This window comes from Terribacillus sp. DMT04, assembly GCF_019056395.1.
GTDB lineage: Bacteria > Bacillota > Bacilli > Bacillales > Amphibacillaceae > Terribacillus > Terribacillus aidingensis_A.
This window is the reverse complement of record NZ_CP077639.1, coordinates 2,149,247-2,166,962: the sequence shown is the minus strand read 5'-3', so window position 1 is coordinate 2,166,962 and position 17,716 is coordinate 2,149,247. Positions and strand designations below refer to the sequence as shown.

Below are 17,716 nucleotides of genomic sequence, written 5' to 3'. Positions count from 1 at the left end.
CTACCTTGGTCGAAAGGATGAGACACATGGCTATTAACAAAAAGGACGTTGTTAAACTATTAGAGACAATTGCAATTTATCTTGAACTAAAAGGGGAAAATACATTCAAGGTATCCGCATACCGAAAAGCTGCGAATGCGCTGGAAACAAATGATCAGTCACTAGATGAGATTACGGACTTTACAGCACTAAACGGTATCGGCAAAGGTACGGCTGCTGTGATAGAAGAATATATTCAAAACGAAGAGTCTGATACACTTCGACAGCTGCAGGAGGAAGTGCCAGAAGGCCTTGTGCCGCTGCTTGATTTGCCAGGATTAGGCGGGAAGAAACTGGCCAAGCTTTACCAGGAGCTTGGCGTAGTGGACGGAGCATCGTTGAAAACAGCAGTAGAATCAGGAAAAGTTGCAACACTAAGCGGTTTTGGCAAGAAGTCTGCTGAAAAGATTCTCGACGGCTTAGCAAATGTCGGTTCCAGACCAGAGCGTATTCCAATTGCGATGATGCTGCCATTAGCAGAACGAATTGAAGCATTTTTAGAAAGCCTGGATGGTATTGAGCGCTATGCCCGGGCAGGGAGCTTGCGCCGCATGCAGGAAACGGTGAAAGATTTGGACTTTATTATCGCAACCAATGAGCCTAAACAAGTCCAAGAACAGCTGCTGACGATTGAGAATTTAAAAGAAGTTATTGCCAATGGAGAAACAAAAGTATCCGTCACATTAGAAGAAGGTTATGACATTAACGTCGATTTCCGATTAATCGAACCAGAAGCTTTTGCGACGACATTACATCACTTTACTGGTTCTGCTGACCACAACGTCGCGCTTCGCCAGCTGGCCAAAAAACGCGGCGAGCGGATTAGTGAATATGGTGTGGAGAATGTGGAAACAAGTGAACTGACAACATTCCAAACAGAAAAGGACTTTTTCCAGCACTTTGATTTAACTTTTATACCTCCTGAAATTCGGGAAGCACACGGCGAGTTAGACAGCTTCAAACAAGAAATGCCGCTCATTCAGCTTTCCGATATTCAAGGCGATTTGCACATGCACTCTACATGGAGTGATGGTGCGCAGTCAATTGAACAAATGGCAAAGCAAGCAATCGAACTAGGTTATTCTTATATCGCCATTACCGATCACTCGAAATATTTGAAAGTGGCAAACGGATTGGATGAGAAGCGGCTTCGAAAACAGCGGGAAGAAATTGAGCGTGTCAACGCTTTGTTCCCTGACTTTCATATTTTTGCCGGCGTGGAAATGGATATTCTGCCAGACGCCCGCTTAGACTTTGATGATGCATTTATGCAAGAGATGGATTACGTTATCGGTGCAATTCATTCCAGCTTTTCACAATCAGCTGATCAAATAAAGGATCGTTTGACAGCAGCACTGGAACATCCGAATGTTAATGTAATAGCTCATCCAACAGGCCGTCTTATCGGCAGAAGAGCCGGTTACGCGGCCGATCCGGATTGGCTGTTAGAGAAAGCGGCAGAAACAGGAACAGTTATTGAATTGAATGCCAATCCAAACCGACTGGACTTGTCATGGACGTACTTAAAGAAAGCGCAGGAGCTCGGTGTCAAGATTGCTGTCAATACCGATGCCCACAGCTATGCGACTCTATCTTTTATGGAAGTAGGAGTCGCTATGGCCCGAAAAGGCTGGCTTAAACCGGAGACAGTCATCAACACATGGTCGAAGCAACAGTTGATGGAGCTTTTTCAGCGCAACTAACTGCTAAAAGTGAGGGGAAAAAATGAACAAACGAATATTCCGCGTATTGGAATTCGATAAGATCATCCAAATGCTGAGTGAACAAGCTGCATCTTCACTTGGCAAAAAAAGAACGATGCAAATCCAGCCAGCAACCGAATTAGAAGCAGTTGAGCAGCTGCAAGCGGAAACGGATGAAGCGGCATCTATTATCCGTCTTCGAGGAGGAGTTCCACTCGGCGGAATTCATGATATCGGTGCTAGCGTGAAGCGAGCGGTAATCGGCGGCATTTTAAATGCCAATGAGTGTTTGGATATTGCAAGTACGATTTATGGCGGAAAAAATCTGAAACATTTTGTAGAAGAATTGGAAGACCTTGAACTACCGATTATTCGGGCACTTGTTGAACAGCTTATTTCGTTAAGCGATCTGGAACGCCATATCAAAAACGCCATTGATGATCATGGTCGTGTCATGGATGGCGCATCGGACCGTCTGCGCGGAATCCGTACTAAAATCCGCACGAATGAAAGCAGAGTAAGAGAAAAATTAGAGTCTTATACCCGTTCAAAAAGCAAGATGTTATCCGATTCTATTATTACAATTCGAAATGACCGCTATGTACTGCCGGTTAAACAAGAATATCGCGGAGCAATCGGCGGTATTGTACATGACCAGTCTTCCTCTGGCCAGACATTGTTTATGGAGCCGCAAGCAGTTGTAGATATGAATAACCAGCTGCAGGAAGCACGAGCACAGGAAAAAGCAGAAGTCGAACGCATTTTAAAAGAGATTAGTATGCGAGTTGCTGAAGACGAAGCGATCTTGCTTGCGAATATTGACATTCTAGGCCAGATTGACTTTATTGCAGCTCGAGCAAAGCTGGGCGCGGTGATGCGCTGTTCTATGCCGAAGATGAACGATCAAGGCATTATCCACTTGAAGCAGGCAAGACATCCGCTCATCGATCCAGACGAAGTGGTAGCAAATGATATTGACCTTGGAGAAGAATATTCCACCATTGTAATCACCGGGCCTAATACCGGCGGTAAAACGGTCACCATCAAGACAATCGGCCTTTGCACACTTATGGCGCAGTCTGGTTTGCAAGTGCCGGCACTTGATGGCGGTGAGATGGCTGTTTTTACTGATGTGTTTGCAGATATCGGCGATGAACAGTCTATCGAACAAAGCTTGAGTACATTCAGTTCGCATATGGTGAACATCGTGGATATTTTGCAGCAAGTCGATCATCAATCACTTGTTTTGTTCGATGAACTTGGCGCCGGAACTGATCCTCAGGAAGGTGCCGCATTAGCAATGAGTATTCTGGATGAAACAATCAAGCGCGGTGCGTCCGTTGTAGCGACAACCCATTATCCGGAGCTGAAGGCATATGGATTTAACCGAGAGCGTGTTGTGAACGCCAGCGTGGAATTTGATGTAGAAACGCTAAAGCCAACGTATCGTCTCTTAATTGGCGTTCCAGGACGCAGTAATGCCTTTGAAATATCACGCCGTCTCGGCTTGAAAGAGTCTGTCATCGACAGTGCAAAAGAACTGATTGGTACTGATTCGAAGAGTGTGGAAAATATGATTGCTTCCTTAGAGACTTCTCGCCGTCAAGCAGAACAGGATTATGAAACTGCCAGGATACAGCTTGAAGAAGCAGAAGCACTGAAGCAGGATCTGGAGAAGCAATGGCAGGAGTTTGACGCCAAGCGGGAACGCCTTTACCAAAAAGCAGAAGAAAAAGCTGCTAAAGCGGTAGAGAAAGCACGGGAAGAAGCAGAAGAAATTGTCGGCTCGCTTCGTACGATGAAAAATCAAGCAAGCGTAAAAGAACATGAAATTATTGAAGCACGCAAACGGCTGGAGGATGCTTCACCGGAGCTTGCTAAAAAAGGCGCAAAAGCTGCGCCAAAATCGAAGGAATCGCAGCAGCTTATGCCTGGTGATGAAGTACTTCTGCTTACGCTCGGTCAAAAAGGAACAGTTGTTGAGAAGGTCAGCGACAAAGAATATTTACTCCAAATTGGAATTATGAAAATAAAAGCGAAACGAAAAGACATTGAATTCGTAAAGAGACAAGATACATTAAAAGAAAAGCCGGTAGCCACTGTAAAAGGCTCCGCCTATCATGTAAGCACAGAGCTGGATTTGCGCGGAGAACGATATGAAGATGCACTGCGCCGCGTAGAGAAATATGTGGATGATGCACTATTAGCGGGTTATCCGCAAGTCTCGATTATCCACGGTAAAGGAACAGGCGCATTGCGGACAGGTGTGCAGGAATTTGCCAAGCGTCATCGTGCCGTAAAAAATCATCGCTCCGGCGGTATGAGTGAAGGCGGAACTGGTGTTACCGTGCTGGAATTTCAGTAACGACCGGGGGAATTCGAAGTTATGGAGTCATTTTGGGAAAATACGTTTGTCCTGACAGCTGCTCGCTACAGTGTGGCGGTATTGAGCATTATTGTATTTATGGCTATTTTCGAGCTGGTTACTTCTTATAAAAACTGGGAAGAAATCAGACGAGGAAACTTATCAGTAGCGTTGGCGACAGGAGGAAAGATGTTCGGAGTTGCGAATGTGCTTCGTTATTCTTATGAACATAATGATGGTATTTTAGAGAGTATCGTATGGAGTTCTGTCGGCTTCGTCATGCTGCTGATCGGTTATTTTATCTTTGAGTTCCTTACGCCGACTTACAAGATTGATACAGAAATTGCAAATGATAATCGCGCAGTTGGGTTTATATCGCTTGTTATTTCCGTAGGATTGTCTTATGTTATAGGAGCAAGTATTTAGTACAATGTTTAGGAATGGAGCCTTATAAGCAAACTAGTAGCGTTCCGGACTTCAGCAGTGCTATACTCTGGTGAAAGCTTTATTTAGGAGGAATAGACAATGGCAATTGTAAATGCAACGGATTCAAACTTTAGTACAGAAACTGGTCAAGGACTTGTCCTTGCTGACTTTTGGGCAACTTGGTGCGGCCCTTGTAAAATGATCGCTCCAGTATTGGAAGAAATCGATGGCGAAATGAGCGATAAAGTCAAAATCGTAAAACTTGACGTTGATGAAAACCAAGCAACTGCTGGTAAATTCGGCGTAATGAGCATCCCGACTTTGCTTCTTTTCAAAGATGGCGAAGTTGTAGACCAAGTAATTGGCTACCAGCCAAAAGAAGCTCTTGTTGAGCTAGTAAACAAACACGCGTAAGCAATCATGAATTGGATCCCTTGTTACTTTCTGTAGCAAGGGTTCCTTTATGTAAAGAATTGTATAGAGGGGAAAGCGAATGAACAAGACGATTACAGATAAACTCGCTGTTCTGCCGCCGCAGCCTGGCTGTTATTTGATGAAAGATAAAAATGGGACAGTCATCTATGTTGGAAAATCGAAGACACTCCGCAACCGCGTGCGCTCCTATTTTACTGGTGCTCACGACCGCAAAACACAGCGGCTTGTCACAGAGATTGTCGATTTCGAATATATTGTCACTTCCTCCGAAATCGAAGCACTCATTTTAGAAATGAATTTAATTAAAAAATACGATCCCAAATATAACATCCTGCTAAAGGATGATAAGACATATCCCTATTTAAAAATCACAGCAGAAGAACAGCCGCGCTTGCTGGTGACACGAAAAGTGAAAAAAGATAAAGGCAAATACTTTGGGCCGTACCCGAACGTCATCGCAGCCAGGGAAACGAAGAAACTGCTGGACAGGCTTTACCCGCTGCGTAAATGCAATACGATGCCGGACCGCGTTTGCTTGTATTACCATATGCACCAATGCCTTGGTCCTTGCGTATATCCTGTCTCTCAGGAAACAAACCGTAATATCGTACAAAATATTACGACCTTCTTAAATGGCGGACACCATCAAATTAAGAAGGATTTGCAGCAAAGAATGCAGGAAGCGTCTGAAGAACTTGATTTTGAGCGGGCAAAAGAATTGCGTGACCAAATTCAGCATATTGAATCTGTCATGGAGCAGCAGAAGATGACATTGACGGATCAGACAGACAGAGATGTTTTCGGCTTTGCTTATGACAAAGGCTGGATGTGTGTGCAAGTATTCTTTATCCGCCAAGGCAAGCTGATTGAACGTGATGTCAGCATGTTCCCATTCTTTGATGAACCCGAAGAAACATTCCTTACCTTTGTCGGACGTTTCTATTTACATCAAAACCATTTGATGCCAAAACAGGTGCTCGTACCAATTGGCACAAACGTAGAAGGGTTGCAGCAGCTACTAGATACCGATGTTGCCATCCCATTCCGAGGCCGGAAAAAAGAATTAGTGGAGCTTGCCAGAAAAAATGCGAAAATCGCTATTAAAGAAAAATTCTCACTTATTGAGCGTGATGAAGACCGAACAATCAAAGCAGTAGAGTCACTCGGAGAAAAGCTGCATATCGAAACACCGCACCGCATTGAAGCTTTTGATAACTCGAATATTCAAGGAACCGACCCAGTATCAGCGATGATCGTTTTCACTGATGGACGTCCTGATAAAAAAGAATATCGAAAGTACAAAGTACGTGATGTAAAAGGGCCGGATGATTACGATACGATGCGGGAAGTCATCAGACGCCGCTATAAGCGTGTATTGCAGGATAACCTGCCGCTGCCTGACTTAATTGTCATTGACGGCGGAAAAGGCCAAATGAGCGCTGCCTTGGAAGTACTGGAGGATGAACTTGGATTAGATATCCCGGTTTGCGGTCTTGCGAAGGATGACAAGCACCGAACGAGTGAATTGCTTTACGGCACACCGCCAGAAGTCGTTCAGTTTGACCGAAATGCACAAGATTTCTATTTGGTGCAGCGGATACAGGATGAAGTTCATCGCTTTGCCATCAGCTTCCACCGACAGCTTCGCGGCAAGAGTGCGATTAAATCCAAGCTGGATGATATTCCTGGCGTAGGGGAGAAGCGCAGAAGACTGCTTATGCGCCATTTCAAATCAGTACCAGCTATCCAGGAAGCTTCCGTCGAAGAAATTAGCAAGCTTGGCATACCAGCACCAACTGCGCAAGTTATTTTGAATCATTTGAATAACCCTGTTGAAAGTGAAGCAGAGGATGAACAAGAATAGACTAGGCTTATGATGGCCTGGTCTATTTTTTTAGGGATAGGAGTATTATGAAAGAAGGAAAATATAGTGTAATGCCAACCGCGTACTATCAGCAGCTTAAACAAGCAGTTGTACAAGAAAACTGGACTAGAACCATGAAGGAAATGTTATCCCTGCCTCTGCGGGATTCTTTCCCTTATGAGGATTTGAAGCATTTGATTGCAGACCATCCAAGAGCAGACATGCTGGACGGAGCAGATTGGAATACATATTGGATGGATATTGCCGCTGCCGTCTACCATGTATGCAGAGGCAAGCTTCCTAGCAGAACTTTGATTGCGTGGTGCAGCCAAAACTTCTTTTCACGTCATCCAGAATGGATCCTTCAAGATAACAGTTATGTTAAAAAGTATCCTGTATTTTATCGTGAATATAAAACGTTTGAGCTGGCCCGTTTTTACGTCTTATTCTTATGTCATCAAAAGACACGCGGCTGCATGAGCCTTGAAAAAGAATTAAAAAGAATAAAAATAAACAAAAAAGACGTGTGAGAATATTCACACGTCTTTATCAGATCTGCAACATTAACTTTCTTTAGCAAAATATACATGAAACTGAACATGTTCACGTTTGGGAACGTTTTCGTCTACCACTTCACACATAAGCTCTTTAATTTGTTCGATGCTGGCAGCGAGGAAGCCTGCTTCCATGCGATATTCCTTCCCGAGACCAACTTTCCATCTATGTACAACAGGAGCTCCGGAGAGTTCGAATGTCATTTCATGCCGCTTTTGTTTGACGAGACTAAGGTTGCCCCAGCCCATTTGAATAAAGAAATCCTCGATTTGTTCCATGGACGCCGGGTTTACTTTCCGTGCCAGCTTCTTACCGAGCACATAAAGGATAGAGGAGGCATCCTCGCCTAATAAGTCTGGTAAACTGACAAAACGCAATATATCATGACCAGCTCCGTGGGTGATGAGCTGCTCCATATAATCTCTGTCGAATTCTTGCATTCTTTTTTGCATGCATGTCTTCCTTTCCCGCCTTGTTGCAATTACAAGTTATCTGTATTCACTTTAACATGAAATCAGTACTTACCGCTAATGTCTTTTGACGGAATTAAGAATGTTTACAAAGCTGACAAAAATCGAATTGCTTCGACATAATTTAACAAAATAAAAAAATTGTTTATTAATTTTTTCTAAGCGTTTTCTTGACGCCTAAATTTGATAGTTATACAATAATATTGTTAATAACGGATTTAAGTTTTCAATCGGTGTTATTTTTGACTGGTTATGAAAACGCAATCATTCTGTTAATTCAGAGAGCTACAGAGGGGGTACGTATGAACGAGAATCGAGAGTTTTTCTACCGCAGGCTTCATTCGTTGTTGGGAGTGCTTCCAATTGGAATCTTCCTTATCCAGCATTTGGTGATCAACCATTTTGCTGCATACGGGAGCGACAGCTTTAATCAAGCTGCCGGTTTCATGCATGATCTTCCATTCCGCTTTGTCCTTGAATGGGTGGTTATTTACATACCGATCCTTTACCATGCCATTCTCGGTGTGTATATTGTATTGACAGGTAAGAACAATGCGAGAAGATATGGCTACTTCCGTAATTTAATGTTCTTGCTGCAGCGGATTACTGGTATCTTGACATTGATTTTCATTGCGTGGCATGTCTATCAAACTCGTATTATTACAATCTTTACACAGGAAACGATTGACTTTGATTTTATGGAAGCGATTCTTACGCAGCCATTTTTCTTCTGGTTCTACTTGATTGGCGTCATTTCCACAACGTTCCATTTCGCGAACGGTTTATGGAGTTTTCTGGTTACATGGGGCATTACCGTGTCTCCGCGCTCTCAGCGAATCGCGACATATGCGACGCTGCTTGTATTCCTGGGCGTTACGTATTTGGGAATACGTTCCTTGCTTGCAATTGGAATGGGCGTATAGACAGCAGCTTTAAGAAAGGGGACTTAAAGATATGAGTAAACGTAACATCGTAGTCGTCGGCGGGGGACTTGCAGGCTTGATGGCAACCATCAAAGCTGCAGAAGCTGGCGTTCATGTAGATTTATTATCCATTGTTCCAGTGAAACGCTCCCACTCTGTTTGCGCCCAAGGCGGTATTAACGGAGCTGTTAATACAAAAGGGGAAGGCGACTCCACGTGGGAACATTTTGACGATACAGTATATGGCGGGGACTTCCTTGCCAACCAAGGTCCTGTTAAAGGAATGTGTGATGCTGCACCAAGCATTATTCATATGCTCGACCGGATGGGTGTTATGTTTAACAGAACGCCTGAAGGACTGCTTGATTTCCGCCGTTTTGGAGGGACACAATACCACCGGACAGCTTACGCTGGTGCGACAACTGGCCAGCAGCTGCTTTACGCGCTGGATGAACAAGTCCGCCGCTTCGAAACAGCTGGACTGGTAACGAAATATGAAGGCTGGGAATTCGTTCACGCAATCATTGATGAAGAAGGTATCGGGCGCGGTATCCTGACACAGAACATCCAATCCCATGAATTGCGCGCATTGCGTGCAGATGCTGTCATTATGGCAACAGGCGGACCTGGGATTATCTTCGGTAAATCGACAAACTCCATTATCAATACGGGTTCTGCTGCTGGTGCTTTGTATGAACAAGGCGCAATTTATGCGAATGGAGAGTTCATCCAGATTCACCCGACTGCAATACCAGGTGACGATAAACTTCGCTTGATGAGTGAATCTGCCCGCGGAGAAGGCGGCCGTGTATGGACGTATAAAGATGGTGAGCCTTGGTACTTCCTGGAAGAAAAATATCCGGCATACGGAAACTTGGTGCCGCGTGACATTGCCACTCGAGAGATTTTTGATGTGTGTGTGAACCAAAAGCTCGGTATCAACGGGGAGAACATGGTATATCTGGATCTATCTCATAAAGATCCGAAAGAATTGGATGTCAAACTGGGTGGAATCATTGAGATCTACGAGAAATTCGCTGGAGATGATCCGCGTAAAGTACCAATGAAGATCTTCCCGGCCGTACACTATTCAATGGGCGGACTATGGATCAGCGATGATCAAATGACAAACATCCCAGGAATATTTGCAGCTGGTGAATGTGACTACTCGCAGCATGGCGGAAACCGTCTGGGCGCCAACTCGCTATTATCAGCAATCTATGGCGGTATGGTCGCAGGGCCTAATGCCATCAAATACATCGATGGATTAGATAAACACGCAGACGACCTTTCCAGCAAGCTATTCGACGATGCCCTTGCAAAAGAGCAGGCTTCCTTCGATAAGATGCTTAAAATGGACGGGACGGAAAATGCGTACAAGCTGCATCGTGAGCTTGGCGAGTGGATGACAGATAATGTAACAGTTGTTCGCGAAAACAGCAAGCTGCTGAAAACAGACGATAAACTGCAGGAGCTTCAGGAACGCTGGAACAATATCAACATCCACGATACGTCCCTTTGGAGCAACCAAGGTGTCATGTTCACACGTCAGCTGAAGAATATGCTTCACTTAGCGCGTGTGATGACAATTGGTGCCTACCAGCGAAATGAAAGCCGCGGAGCTCATTACAAGCCGGAATTCCCGGAACGAAACGATGAAGAATTCTTGAAAACAACAATGGCTAGATATGATGAATCTACCAACTCACCACATATCTATTACGAAGCAGTCGACACTTCCTATATCGAGCCAAGAAAACGTGACTACAGCCAAGCGAAAGCGAAGGAGGCAAAAGCATAATGGAAGCGACCAAACAAGAGACGGTTACCCTGATTGTTACGCGTCAGAACGATCCGAGCAGCGCTCCTTATGAAGAAACGTTTGAGGTACCATACCGAGAGAATATGAATGTCATCTCTGCTTTAATGGAGATTCGCAGAAACCCAGTGAATGCGGAAGGAAAAGAGTCAACGCCGATTTATTGGGATATGAACTGTTTGGAGGAAGTATGCGGAGCCTGTTCGATGGTGATCAACGGCGAGCCTAGACAATCTTGTGCCGCACTGATTGATAAATTAGAGCAGCCAATCCGACTTGAGCCAATGTCTACTTTCCCAATCGTTCGTGACTTAGCCGTAGACCGTTCCCAAATGTTTGACAGCTTGAAAAAAGTCAAAGCATGGGTGCCAATTGACGGTACGTACGACCTTGGACCAGGACCTCGTATGCCAGAGAAAAAACGCCAGTGGGCATATGAACTCTCCAAGTGCATGACTTGCGGGGTATGCTTGGAAGCATGTCCGAACGTCAATGACAAATCCGACTTTATCGGCCCCGCACCGATTTCTCAAGTACGTCTGTTCAACTCCCACCCAACAGGAGCAATGAACAAGGGGGAACGTCTGGAAGCTCTAATGGGCGAAGGCGGCATCGGCAGCTGCGGTAACTCCCAAAACTGCGTCCAAGTTTGTCCAAAAGGTATCCCGTTGACAACATCCATCGCTGAGATGAACCGCGCAACGAATATCCAGTCGTTTAAGAACTTCTTTGGTAGTGATACGAATTATTAACAACAGAGAAACGGAACTCATACGTTGAGTTCCGTTTTTTGTAGGATGAGGAAAGAAGGGATGCCAGAACATGTGGACAGCATATCAATCGTATGCATAAAAGAAAGGTGTGCTATAAAATGGAGATACAAGTGATACAAGACTTAGAGAAGGAACTAGATTGGGTAAAAGCAGATGGTAATTTTGAGCATTTTCATATAGTGGGAGTTAATGACGATTACGTCGAGGATACAAAACTTCTAATGCAAAAAGCTGTGTCTAAGTGCTTTAAGTATCCACTGTATATCCATTTTGAAGGGTACGATGATATTATTGACTCAGTGTTGTTAAAGCGTAACAAATACAAAATTGAGTATCGGGATACAGGAAGAAAAGTACTTACAATGAGCGTTGGAAAAACGTACCGCGCTAAGATACCATCCTTTACAATCACCGTTCCAAGCGAGAACATATTAAAAAGTGCATTTACTCACTGGTTTCATTTAGCGCAGGAAAACAATATGTGGCTAATCACTCAATATCCAATAAGCTATCGAAATAAATTTGCAGCTGTAGACATGACTAAAGAATCGACTATTTTGCTGGCAGATCACGATGCACAGAGCTTATCTATCGTTACCAATGATCCCTTGTACCAAGGAAAAGAAAATGTACGAGTCATTTTTGAAAAATGATCTTTAGTAATCAGGAGTAATCAAGATAGAAAGAGGCAGAAAGCATATTCGGTAAGTAAATAGGTTTTCTGCCTTGTTATCATGTTTACATGTGCATTTTTCTTATCAGCAATGAAGCAACCCGAAGCAGCTTATGGCGTGTTGTTTTATTGGCTTGTAGATATAACCGCTATTAAAATAGAATCTTCGTCAGTAGCACGGTTGTTAACTACTCCATTCTGGCAAACAAGTTAATCAGGGTGTTAACAACCCAATCCTCGCTCGAAAACACTAACCATCTTCACAAGCGATTCCTCCAGATCAACATCCATCTTAAACCCCTCGTAATACTGTAAATCTATAAATCCATGCACCATACTCCGGAATCCGCGGATGGCATGGGTTCTCTCTGTTTCCTCTAATTCAGCCAAAATGGGTGTAGTGGCAAAGAGTTGTACGATTGCGTGACCTGTTTCACCTGTACCCCCGCACAGAGAAGCGGTATACAAACCAGCGTGTAACTTAGAAAAATTCACGTAACTCTTGGCTAATGACAGGAGTGTATCTTGGTCTTTCAAAGCTTCATACAGTTTTTGTTGCGCAATGAGTGCCATGGCTATTTTTATCTCTTCTAAGTTCTTGAAATGATTATACAAAGAGGGGGGTTTAATGGATAGAGCGCGTGCGATATTCGCCATTGTTACAGCTTCAAAGCCTTGCTGTTCAGCAATAGAGAGTGCTGTGTCTGTTATTTTGGATTGTGTAAGCTGCATTTTAGGCATTAAAATGCAATCCCTTTTTAGCTCGCTGGATGGCTTGTTGCATGTTGGGTACTGGATGATGCAGAAGATCACCATGCCCGACAGCAAGAAGCTTTGGTTCTAGATCGGTTAATTTTTGTGCAGAAGTGATAGAAAGTTCTTTGTTCCACGTCCCCCATGCTGGGAATGGAAAGCGCCAGCGAATATCACCAGCTACTGCCATGCCGCCGCGCAGCTGGAAGCTATCTCCGGCAATAAGTGCCCCATTTCGATGATCAAAGAAAGCAAGCATACCGGGGGAATGCCCAAGCGCAGCGATGACCTCCAGTGAATCTATTCGATCGCCTTCTAACAAAAAATCATTCGGCTTTGTCTTAATATTTTTTGGAAACCCACCTTTTATAGGTGGATCATTAGCTTTTAATGTGAATGCACCCGAAAGTAATTTCCACTCTGTTTCCGACATAAACACTTCTGCATATGGTAAGGCTTCTTTTAACTTGTCTAATGCGCCGATATGATCAGCATGTGCATGTGATAATACAATCTTACGAATCGGTTTACCAATTGTTTCTGCGGCAGATAAGATGGCTGCTGCCGAAGAAGTCATAGCTGCATCCACCAGTGTCAGACTATCTCTTTCTTCAATCAGGTAACAATTAACAGGAAACAAACGCGGCATAAAAGTAAGCTGATAAAGATGTTGATGCTTTAGTATACGCACATATATCACTCCTAACTAATGGTGTTAGTTAAATCTTAGACTAATACCATTAGTTTAACAAGGATTTATTTTCCAAATTCAAGTAATTTATGATACGGTGAGTATAGGCTGAATAAAAGGAGGGGAGAGAATGAATAGATCCAAGTTTCAGATTTGGGGAGTTGGTTTACTTTTATTAGCCTCCTCATTGATGCTAATAGGAGCAGCAACAGAGGGTGCAGCGTTTCTTATAACAGGACTTATTTTGCAAGTGATTGCGATGATACTTTTAATAAAGCATTTGGGTAAGAGAAGTATAAATAAAGATGACCTTTACTAATTTTCCGTAAACATAAGGGGGGAAGCGCGATGTTTCAATCTAAGTGGCATTTGTGGGGAGTTGTATCACTGCTTTTCGCTTCTGGTTTTTTTGGATTTTTCGCATGGATAAAGCAGCCAATTCTATTTTTTGTTGGAGCGGTACTTCAAGTAATCGCACTAGTATTTATAGTGAAAAATATGAATGATAAGGAGCTTGCAAGGCGGGAGGATTAGTGAATGTTCTTCCCGCTTTGTTTTTTTAGGAGGAAGTTTAAGAAGGTGTCTCAGCTTAACAAGTAGATAAAGCTATCTTAATAATGTTGGTTTTTCATCTAAAGACCAAACGAGGAAGAGATAAACCCAAATAGAAACAGAAGATGTAAAAATAAATAATAGCCTTACAATTAAAGAAGGTATCCCAAAGAATTCAGCAATACCGCCGCATACCCCATACAAAGTTTTGTCAGTTGTTGATTTAAATAGTTTCCTCACTCTATATCCCTCCTATATTATGGATGCTAAAAGTCATTATATCAGAATGTGATCTTTCGTTGATAATAATCAAGTACCTACTTATAATGCATATTAAGAAACGGAAGTCTGCTTATCAAATAAAAAACAAGCAGCCGGGGCTTCCTCGAAAGCGATTCCGACTACTTGTCTGTTCTAATACAGGAATTACATTTCCACAATAAACCAGCGGATATGCGATGCAGTCTCAACAGCGAGTTGCTTTTTCATCAATTTGGCTTCTTCGAATGTAGCAAACAACTTACACATGGCGGTTCCGGCCTCAGTCAGGCAGCGTACGTCCTCTTTTTCTTCACGCATGATTACGAATGCTATGTTTCATCCCTCTTTCCATGTTTTCTAAGGTGTTTAGAAGATTATATATCGAGAGGGAATTGTTGTATAGCAGTTTTTGAAAATATTTGAAAATATACAGCGTAGCATACTAGAGAAAAAGATCCTGCGGCAGGCAAACCGCAGGATCTTTATAAGGTTAACGGAAGAAAGGAAGATCTGTTGCTCCAACGAGCCGTGCATAGACGAACAATTGTCCTTTGTGATGCAGTTCATGGTCATACATCGCTTGCACGTAGACTTCTCTTTTTCCTTGCATGGTTGGTATTTTTGCTTGGTTATCTTGTGCCAATTCCTCATCCGTAATACTGTCGAATATAGCTGCTGTTTTATCAGTGAATTGGCGAACTGCTTGACGCAATTCGTCCATTGATTGTACTTCTGGAATTTCTGGATTGTACATCTCGTCTGTTTTTACCATCTCAAGGATCATAACATTAGATGATGCTACATGAAGCACTAAGTCTTTCAGTGTCATTGCATCTTCCCAAGGCTGATAATCTAAATGCCCATCCTCGATTTGGTCAAGCAGGTTATTTAATACGTTGCGATGCTGAAGCCAGCTTTCTTTCCAGTGAGCTGCTTTTGTCATTAGTCATTCTCCTTTGTTATGTAGATAACCTCACTATATACAAAAAGTACAGCTGTTGTCATGTAAGAGGAATTGTACGAATGGAATGGGAACATTATATTCTCCGATCATTCACAAGCATAATTATCTTTGTCTCGGTCAAATTTGCGCTGATAAGCAGGATGTGTGCTAGGTACACCTTCTGGATATGTTTCTCGCAGGGCTGTACAGTTAGCAAAACTTGTCGCCTTATCGGATTGGCCTTGGTCAACATGACTTGATGCATTATCTTTCTTTTCGAAAGAGCAGCCATTGAATCCTTCGTCCGTTGCGTAACCATCTTGCTGCCATACTGCTTTGTGAGCATTTATTGCATATGCTTCTGCGTCTTCAAATAAATCAAGATATCTGGTATTGGGCGGATACACATATGCTAACCGCGCCAATCCTTCTTTTAGCAGTGTTTCTTGAACGCTTTGTCCGTCTGCATACACGTAGGCAAGCAGCCGTCCGTATTTATCTTTTCGTTGTCCGACATCGAATTCCAGTTCCAGCTTCCCGTTCTCAACGAGCTCCTCATTGCGCTTGGAGGCTTTCTTTCCGTATGGCTGTACGCATTTATTTGGAGCTTTCGTTTCCGGAGTATCAATAAGCAAATAGCGAACTGTTTCTTCCTGGCCGTTATAATTTACTTTAATCGTATCACCATCAACAATACGGATCAGCGATACTTCCACTTTATCGGTTGTGCCGGAAGTTGTTGTTGCATGGCTGTTTGTTTCTGTTGACTGATTAGAGCTGACTGTTCCACAAGCACTTAGTAAGAATAGCGTAACGATCAGCCAAACTGTTAGTTGTAATGGTTGTTTCATGCTGTTAAAGACTCCTTCGCTGTTTCTACATCCATCATACGGACGAGAGCGACAGCTTACAAGAGCAAAAAGCAGTGCATCAGGGTAGATGCACTGCTTTTTGTCATTCCGGTATATAAGGTAAATCTAAAGACTTCGGCATATTGATAACATGTGTTTCCGCATATGCGAGGAGGCCTTCTTTGCCGTACTCGCGCCCGATTCCAGACTGTTTGACGCCGCCGAATGGGAAGCGAACATCTAAGCCTTGGACAGCGGCCGTATTAATCATCGTTGTACCTGCTTGGATGCGTTTAGCAACCTTTACAGCGTGCTCCTGATTTCCCCAGACAGAACTCGTCAATCCAAAGATGCTCTTATTGGCAAGGTGAATGGCATGCTCGTCGTCTTTAAACGGTAAAATTGGTACAGTAGGACCGAACTGCTCTTGTTCCACAATTGGATCGTCATAGTCTGCGCCTAAAACGAGTGTCGGCTGCATGAAATAACCCTGCTCGAAGAGATCTTCATCCAATATTTTACCGAGTTTAATCACTTCTGCGCCTTTTTGTTTACTATCATCGATGAGACTTTGTACAAATTCAATTTGTTTCTTATTATTGACCGCACCAACTGTGACGTTCTCGTCAAATGGATCACCAACTCGAATCCATTTGTCGGCAGCTTCGCGGTATTTTTTTATAAAGGTATCATAAATAGATTCGTGAACATAAACACGTTTCGCAATCATACAGATTTGACCTGCTGTTAAGAAATTGGAAACAACGAGTCGGCGCATGGCTTTTTCATCGTTTACATCAAAATCGTCCAGTACAATAGCTGCGTCGTTTCCGCCAAGCTCTAGTGTCATATGCTTAATAGTATCAGCTGCTGCTTTCATAATATGCTTAGCAGTTTCTGTGCCGCCGGTGAAGGCGATTTTTGCTACTTTCGGGTTGGAAGTAAGTTCGACACCAACTTCTGCTTCACCATGTACCAAATTCAGTACGCCAGGAGGAAACTCTTCCGCGATTAGTTCGGTTACTTTGCTGACAGCAAGCGGTGCCAGCGGACTAGGCTTCAGCACCATCGTGTTTCCGGCGAGCAGAGCAGGAGCAATCTTAATGGTGGAAAGGGAAATAGGATAGTTCCAAGGCGAAATGGCGCTAATAACACCAATCGCATCTCGAGCAATAATCGTCTTACCACCATCATGCTCGTGTTCTTCGTCTTTGAGAACTTCAGCCACATTATCACAAGCGAACTCCATCCACATAAGCGAAACGGCGATTTCGCCTTTGGCATCATATAATGCTTTCCCATGCTCACGAGCAAGCAGCTCTGCAATTTCTGGTGTTTTGTCTTTGATTTTCTGAATGGCACGGCGCATCCGATTAATTCGCTCATCAAATGATGTGTCTCGCCATTCGGTAAAGGCTTGATCTGCTGCATCAATTGCTTGAACGGTTTCCTCTTTTGTGTTGAGAGGAGCGTAGCCAACAATTTCATCAGGATGAGCCGGATTTTCACGAGGGGCCTGGTTTTCTGCTTTATGTTTTTCTCCGTTGATAATCGCTTCAATTATGATTGGCTCGATTGCCACAGATTATCACTCCGTTTCTAATAGGGTCAGTCATAACT

General features: G+C 43.4%; 20 protein-coding genes. 12 read left to right on the top strand and 8 right to left on the bottom strand.

The features are described from left to right. Window positions 1-26: 26 nt before the first annotated feature. From polX to KS242_RS11510, 6 genes are all read left to right on the top strand, one after another. On the top strand, window positions 27-1,742 hold the full coding sequence (gene polX, locus KS242_RS11535) for a DNA polymerase/3'-5' exonuclease PolX (RefSeq protein WP_217321475.1): 1,716 nt from the start codon (window positions 27-29) through the stop codon (window positions 1,740-1,742). Between the two features lie 22 nt (window positions 1,743-1,764). Further along, window positions 1,765-4,107: an endonuclease MutS2 gene (locus KS242_RS11530; RefSeq protein ID WP_217321474.1), complete on the top strand. Its 2,343-nt coding sequence runs from the start codon at window positions 1,765-1,767 to the stop codon at window positions 4,105-4,107. Window positions 4,108-4,128: 21 nt separating this feature from the next. Further along, window positions 4,129-4,533 carry a DUF350 domain-containing protein gene (locus tag KS242_RS11525; protein WP_217321473.1) on the top strand — a complete coding sequence of 135 codons (405 nt, stop codon included), beginning with the start codon at window positions 4,129-4,131 and terminating at the stop codon, window positions 4,531-4,533. Window positions 4,534-4,632: 99 nt separating this feature from the next. After that, complete coding sequence (gene trxA, locus KS242_RS11520; RefSeq protein ID WP_097041818.1) at window positions 4,633-4,947, top strand: thioredoxin; 315 nt, start codon at window positions 4,633-4,635, stop codon at window positions 4,945-4,947. Window positions 4,948-5,026: 79 nt separating this feature from the next. Next, window positions 5,027-6,832, top strand: a complete 1,806-nt coding sequence (gene uvrC, locus KS242_RS11515) for an excinuclease ABC subunit UvrC (RefSeq protein WP_217321472.1) — start codon at window positions 5,027-5,029, stop codon at window positions 6,830-6,832. Window positions 6,833-6,879: 47 nt separating this feature from the next. After that, complete coding sequence (locus KS242_RS11510; RefSeq protein WP_217321471.1) at window positions 6,880-7,362, top strand: YxiJ-like family protein; 483 nt, start codon at window positions 6,880-6,882, stop codon at window positions 7,360-7,362. Between the two features lie 33 nt (window positions 7,363-7,395). On the opposite strand, the gene KS242_RS11505 is transcribed toward KS242_RS11510, so the two are convergent. Next, window positions 7,396-7,839 carry a YslB family protein gene (locus KS242_RS11505; RefSeq protein ID WP_217321470.1) on the bottom strand — a complete coding sequence of 148 codons (444 nt, stop codon included), beginning with the start codon at window positions 7,837-7,839 and terminating at the stop codon, window positions 7,396-7,398. Between the two features lie 320 nt (window positions 7,840-8,159). Between KS242_RS11505 and KS242_RS11500 the strand changes: the two genes are divergently transcribed. The 4 genes from KS242_RS11500 (at window position 8,160) to KS242_RS11485 (ending at window position 12,025) form a co-directional block, all read left to right on the top strand. Next, window positions 8,160-8,780: a succinate dehydrogenase cytochrome b558 subunit gene (locus KS242_RS11500; protein ID WP_217321469.1), complete on the top strand. Its 621-nt coding sequence runs from the start codon at window positions 8,160-8,162 to the stop codon at window positions 8,778-8,780. A 31-nt stretch (window positions 8,781-8,811) separates the two neighbouring features. Continuing rightward, window positions 8,812-10,581, top strand: a complete 1,770-nt coding sequence (gene sdhA, locus KS242_RS11495) for a succinate dehydrogenase flavoprotein subunit (RefSeq protein ID WP_217321468.1) — start codon at window positions 8,812-8,814, stop codon at window positions 10,579-10,581. Then, the gene (gene sdhB, locus KS242_RS11490) at window positions 10,581-11,351 is read left to right on the top strand and encodes a succinate dehydrogenase iron-sulfur subunit (RefSeq protein ID WP_217321467.1); all 771 of its coding nucleotides are present in this window, start codon (window positions 10,581-10,583) and stop codon (window positions 11,349-11,351) included. The genes sdhA and sdhB overlap by 1 nt, the downstream gene beginning before the upstream one ends. A 119-nt stretch (window positions 11,352-11,470) precedes the next feature. After that, window positions 11,471-12,025, top strand: coding sequence for a hypothetical protein (locus KS242_RS11485; protein ID WP_217321466.1), 555 nt, complete (start codon window positions 11,471-11,473; stop codon window positions 12,023-12,025). A 242-nt stretch (window positions 12,026-12,267) separates the two neighbouring features. Here the strand turns inward: KS242_RS11485 and KS242_RS11480 are convergent, their stop codons facing one another. Continuing rightward, window positions 12,268-12,786, bottom strand: coding sequence for a TetR/AcrR family transcriptional regulator (locus KS242_RS11480; RefSeq protein WP_217321465.1), 519 nt, complete (start codon window positions 12,784-12,786; stop codon window positions 12,268-12,270). Then, on the bottom strand, window positions 12,779-13,489 hold the full coding sequence (locus KS242_RS11475) for an MBL fold metallo-hydrolase (protein WP_217321464.1): 711 nt from the start codon (window positions 13,487-13,489) through the stop codon (window positions 12,779-12,781). The genes KS242_RS11480 and KS242_RS11475 overlap by 8 nt, the downstream gene beginning before the upstream one ends. 130 nt (window positions 13,490-13,619) lie before the next feature. Between KS242_RS11475 and KS242_RS11470 the strand changes: the two genes are divergently transcribed. Then, the gene (locus tag KS242_RS11470) at window positions 13,620-13,808 is read left to right on the top strand and encodes a hypothetical protein (protein WP_217321463.1); all 189 of its coding nucleotides are present in this window, start codon (window positions 13,620-13,622) and stop codon (window positions 13,806-13,808) included. A gap of 29 nt (window positions 13,809-13,837) precedes the next feature. After that, entirely contained in the window at window positions 13,838-14,023 is a 186-nt protein-coding gene (locus KS242_RS11465; protein ID WP_217321462.1) for a hypothetical protein, read from the top strand. Between the two features lie 72 nt (window positions 14,024-14,095). Here the strand turns inward: KS242_RS11465 and KS242_RS11460 are convergent, their stop codons facing one another. The 5 genes from KS242_RS11460 to KS242_RS11440 form a co-directional block, all read right to left on the bottom strand. Then, window positions 14,096-14,281 (bottom strand): PspC domain-containing protein, encoded by a 186-nt coding sequence (locus tag KS242_RS11460; protein WP_217321461.1) that lies wholly within the window; start codon window positions 14,279-14,281, stop codon window positions 14,096-14,098. 186 nt (window positions 14,282-14,467) lie between these two features. Next, window positions 14,468-14,620 (bottom strand): hypothetical protein, encoded by a 153-nt coding sequence (locus KS242_RS11455; protein ID WP_217321460.1) that lies wholly within the window; start codon window positions 14,618-14,620, stop codon window positions 14,468-14,470. 172 nt (window positions 14,621-14,792) lie between these two features. Then, window positions 14,793-15,245 (bottom strand): DinB family protein, encoded by a 453-nt coding sequence (locus tag KS242_RS11450; RefSeq protein WP_217321459.1) that lies wholly within the window; start codon window positions 15,243-15,245, stop codon window positions 14,793-14,795. 107 nt (window positions 15,246-15,352) lie between these two features. Beyond that, complete coding sequence (locus tag KS242_RS11445) at window positions 15,353-16,096, bottom strand: thermonuclease family protein (protein ID WP_217321458.1); 744 nt, start codon at window positions 16,094-16,096, stop codon at window positions 15,353-15,355. A 103-nt stretch (window positions 16,097-16,199) separates the two neighbouring features. Beyond that, window positions 16,200-17,678 (bottom strand): aldehyde dehydrogenase family protein, encoded by a 1,479-nt coding sequence (locus tag KS242_RS11440; RefSeq protein WP_217321457.1) that lies wholly within the window; start codon window positions 17,676-17,678, stop codon window positions 16,200-16,202. Between the last annotated feature and the right edge of the window lie 38 nt (window positions 17,679-17,716).

Bases quoted from the DNA above. Each gene is read 5' to 3' on its own strand.
- sdhA (WP_217321468.1), top strand. From the start codon at position 8,812: ATGAGTAAACGTAACATCGTAGTCGTCGGCGGGGGACTTGCAGGCTTG.
- uvrC (WP_217321472.1), top strand. From the start codon at position 5,027: ATGAACAAGACGATTACAGATAAACTCGCTGTTCTGCCGCCGCAGCCT.
- KS242_RS11470 (WP_217321463.1), top strand. From the start codon at position 13,620: ATGAATAGATCCAAGTTTCAGATTTGGGGAGTTGGTTTACTTTTATTA.
- trxA (WP_097041818.1), top strand. From the start codon at position 4,633: ATGGCAATTGTAAATGCAACGGATTCAAACTTTAGTACAGAAACTGGT.
- KS242_RS11525 (WP_217321473.1), top strand. From the start codon at position 4,129: ATGGAGTCATTTTGGGAAAATACGTTTGTCCTGACAGCTGCTCGCTAC.
- KS242_RS11530 (WP_217321474.1), top strand. From the start codon at position 1,765: ATGAACAAACGAATATTCCGCGTATTGGAATTCGATAAGATCATCCAA.
- KS242_RS11505 (WP_217321470.1), bottom strand. From the start codon at position 7,839: ATGCAAAAAAGAATGCAAGAATTCGACAGAGATTATATGGAGCAGCTC.
- polX (WP_217321475.1), top strand. From the start codon at position 27: ATGGCTATTAACAAAAAGGACGTTGTTAAACTATTAGAGACAATTGCA.
- sdhB (WP_217321467.1), top strand. From the start codon at position 10,581: ATGGAAGCGACCAAACAAGAGACGGTTACCCTGATTGTTACGCGTCAG.
- KS242_RS11465 (WP_217321462.1), top strand. From the start codon at position 13,838: ATGTTTCAATCTAAGTGGCATTTGTGGGGAGTTGTATCACTGCTTTTC.
- KS242_RS11445 (WP_217321458.1), bottom strand. From the start codon at position 16,096: ATGAAACAACCATTACAACTAACAGTTTGGCTGATCGTTACGCTATTC.
- KS242_RS11455 (WP_217321460.1), bottom strand. From the start codon at position 14,620: ATGCGTGAAGAAAAAGAGGACGTACGCTGCCTGACTGAGGCCGGAACC.
- KS242_RS11450 (WP_217321459.1), bottom strand. From the start codon at position 15,245: ATGACAAAAGCAGCTCACTGGAAAGAAAGCTGGCTTCAGCATCGCAAC.
- KS242_RS11510 (WP_217321471.1), top strand. From the start codon at position 6,880: ATGAAAGAAGGAAAATATAGTGTAATGCCAACCGCGTACTATCAGCAG.
- KS242_RS11500 (WP_217321469.1), top strand. From the start codon at position 8,160: ATGAACGAGAATCGAGAGTTTTTCTACCGCAGGCTTCATTCGTTGTTG.
- KS242_RS11485 (WP_217321466.1), top strand. From the start codon at position 11,471: ATGGAGATACAAGTGATACAAGACTTAGAGAAGGAACTAGATTGGGTA.
- KS242_RS11480 (WP_217321465.1), bottom strand. From the start codon at position 12,786: ATGCCTAAAATGCAGCTTACACAATCCAAAATAACAGACACAGCACTC.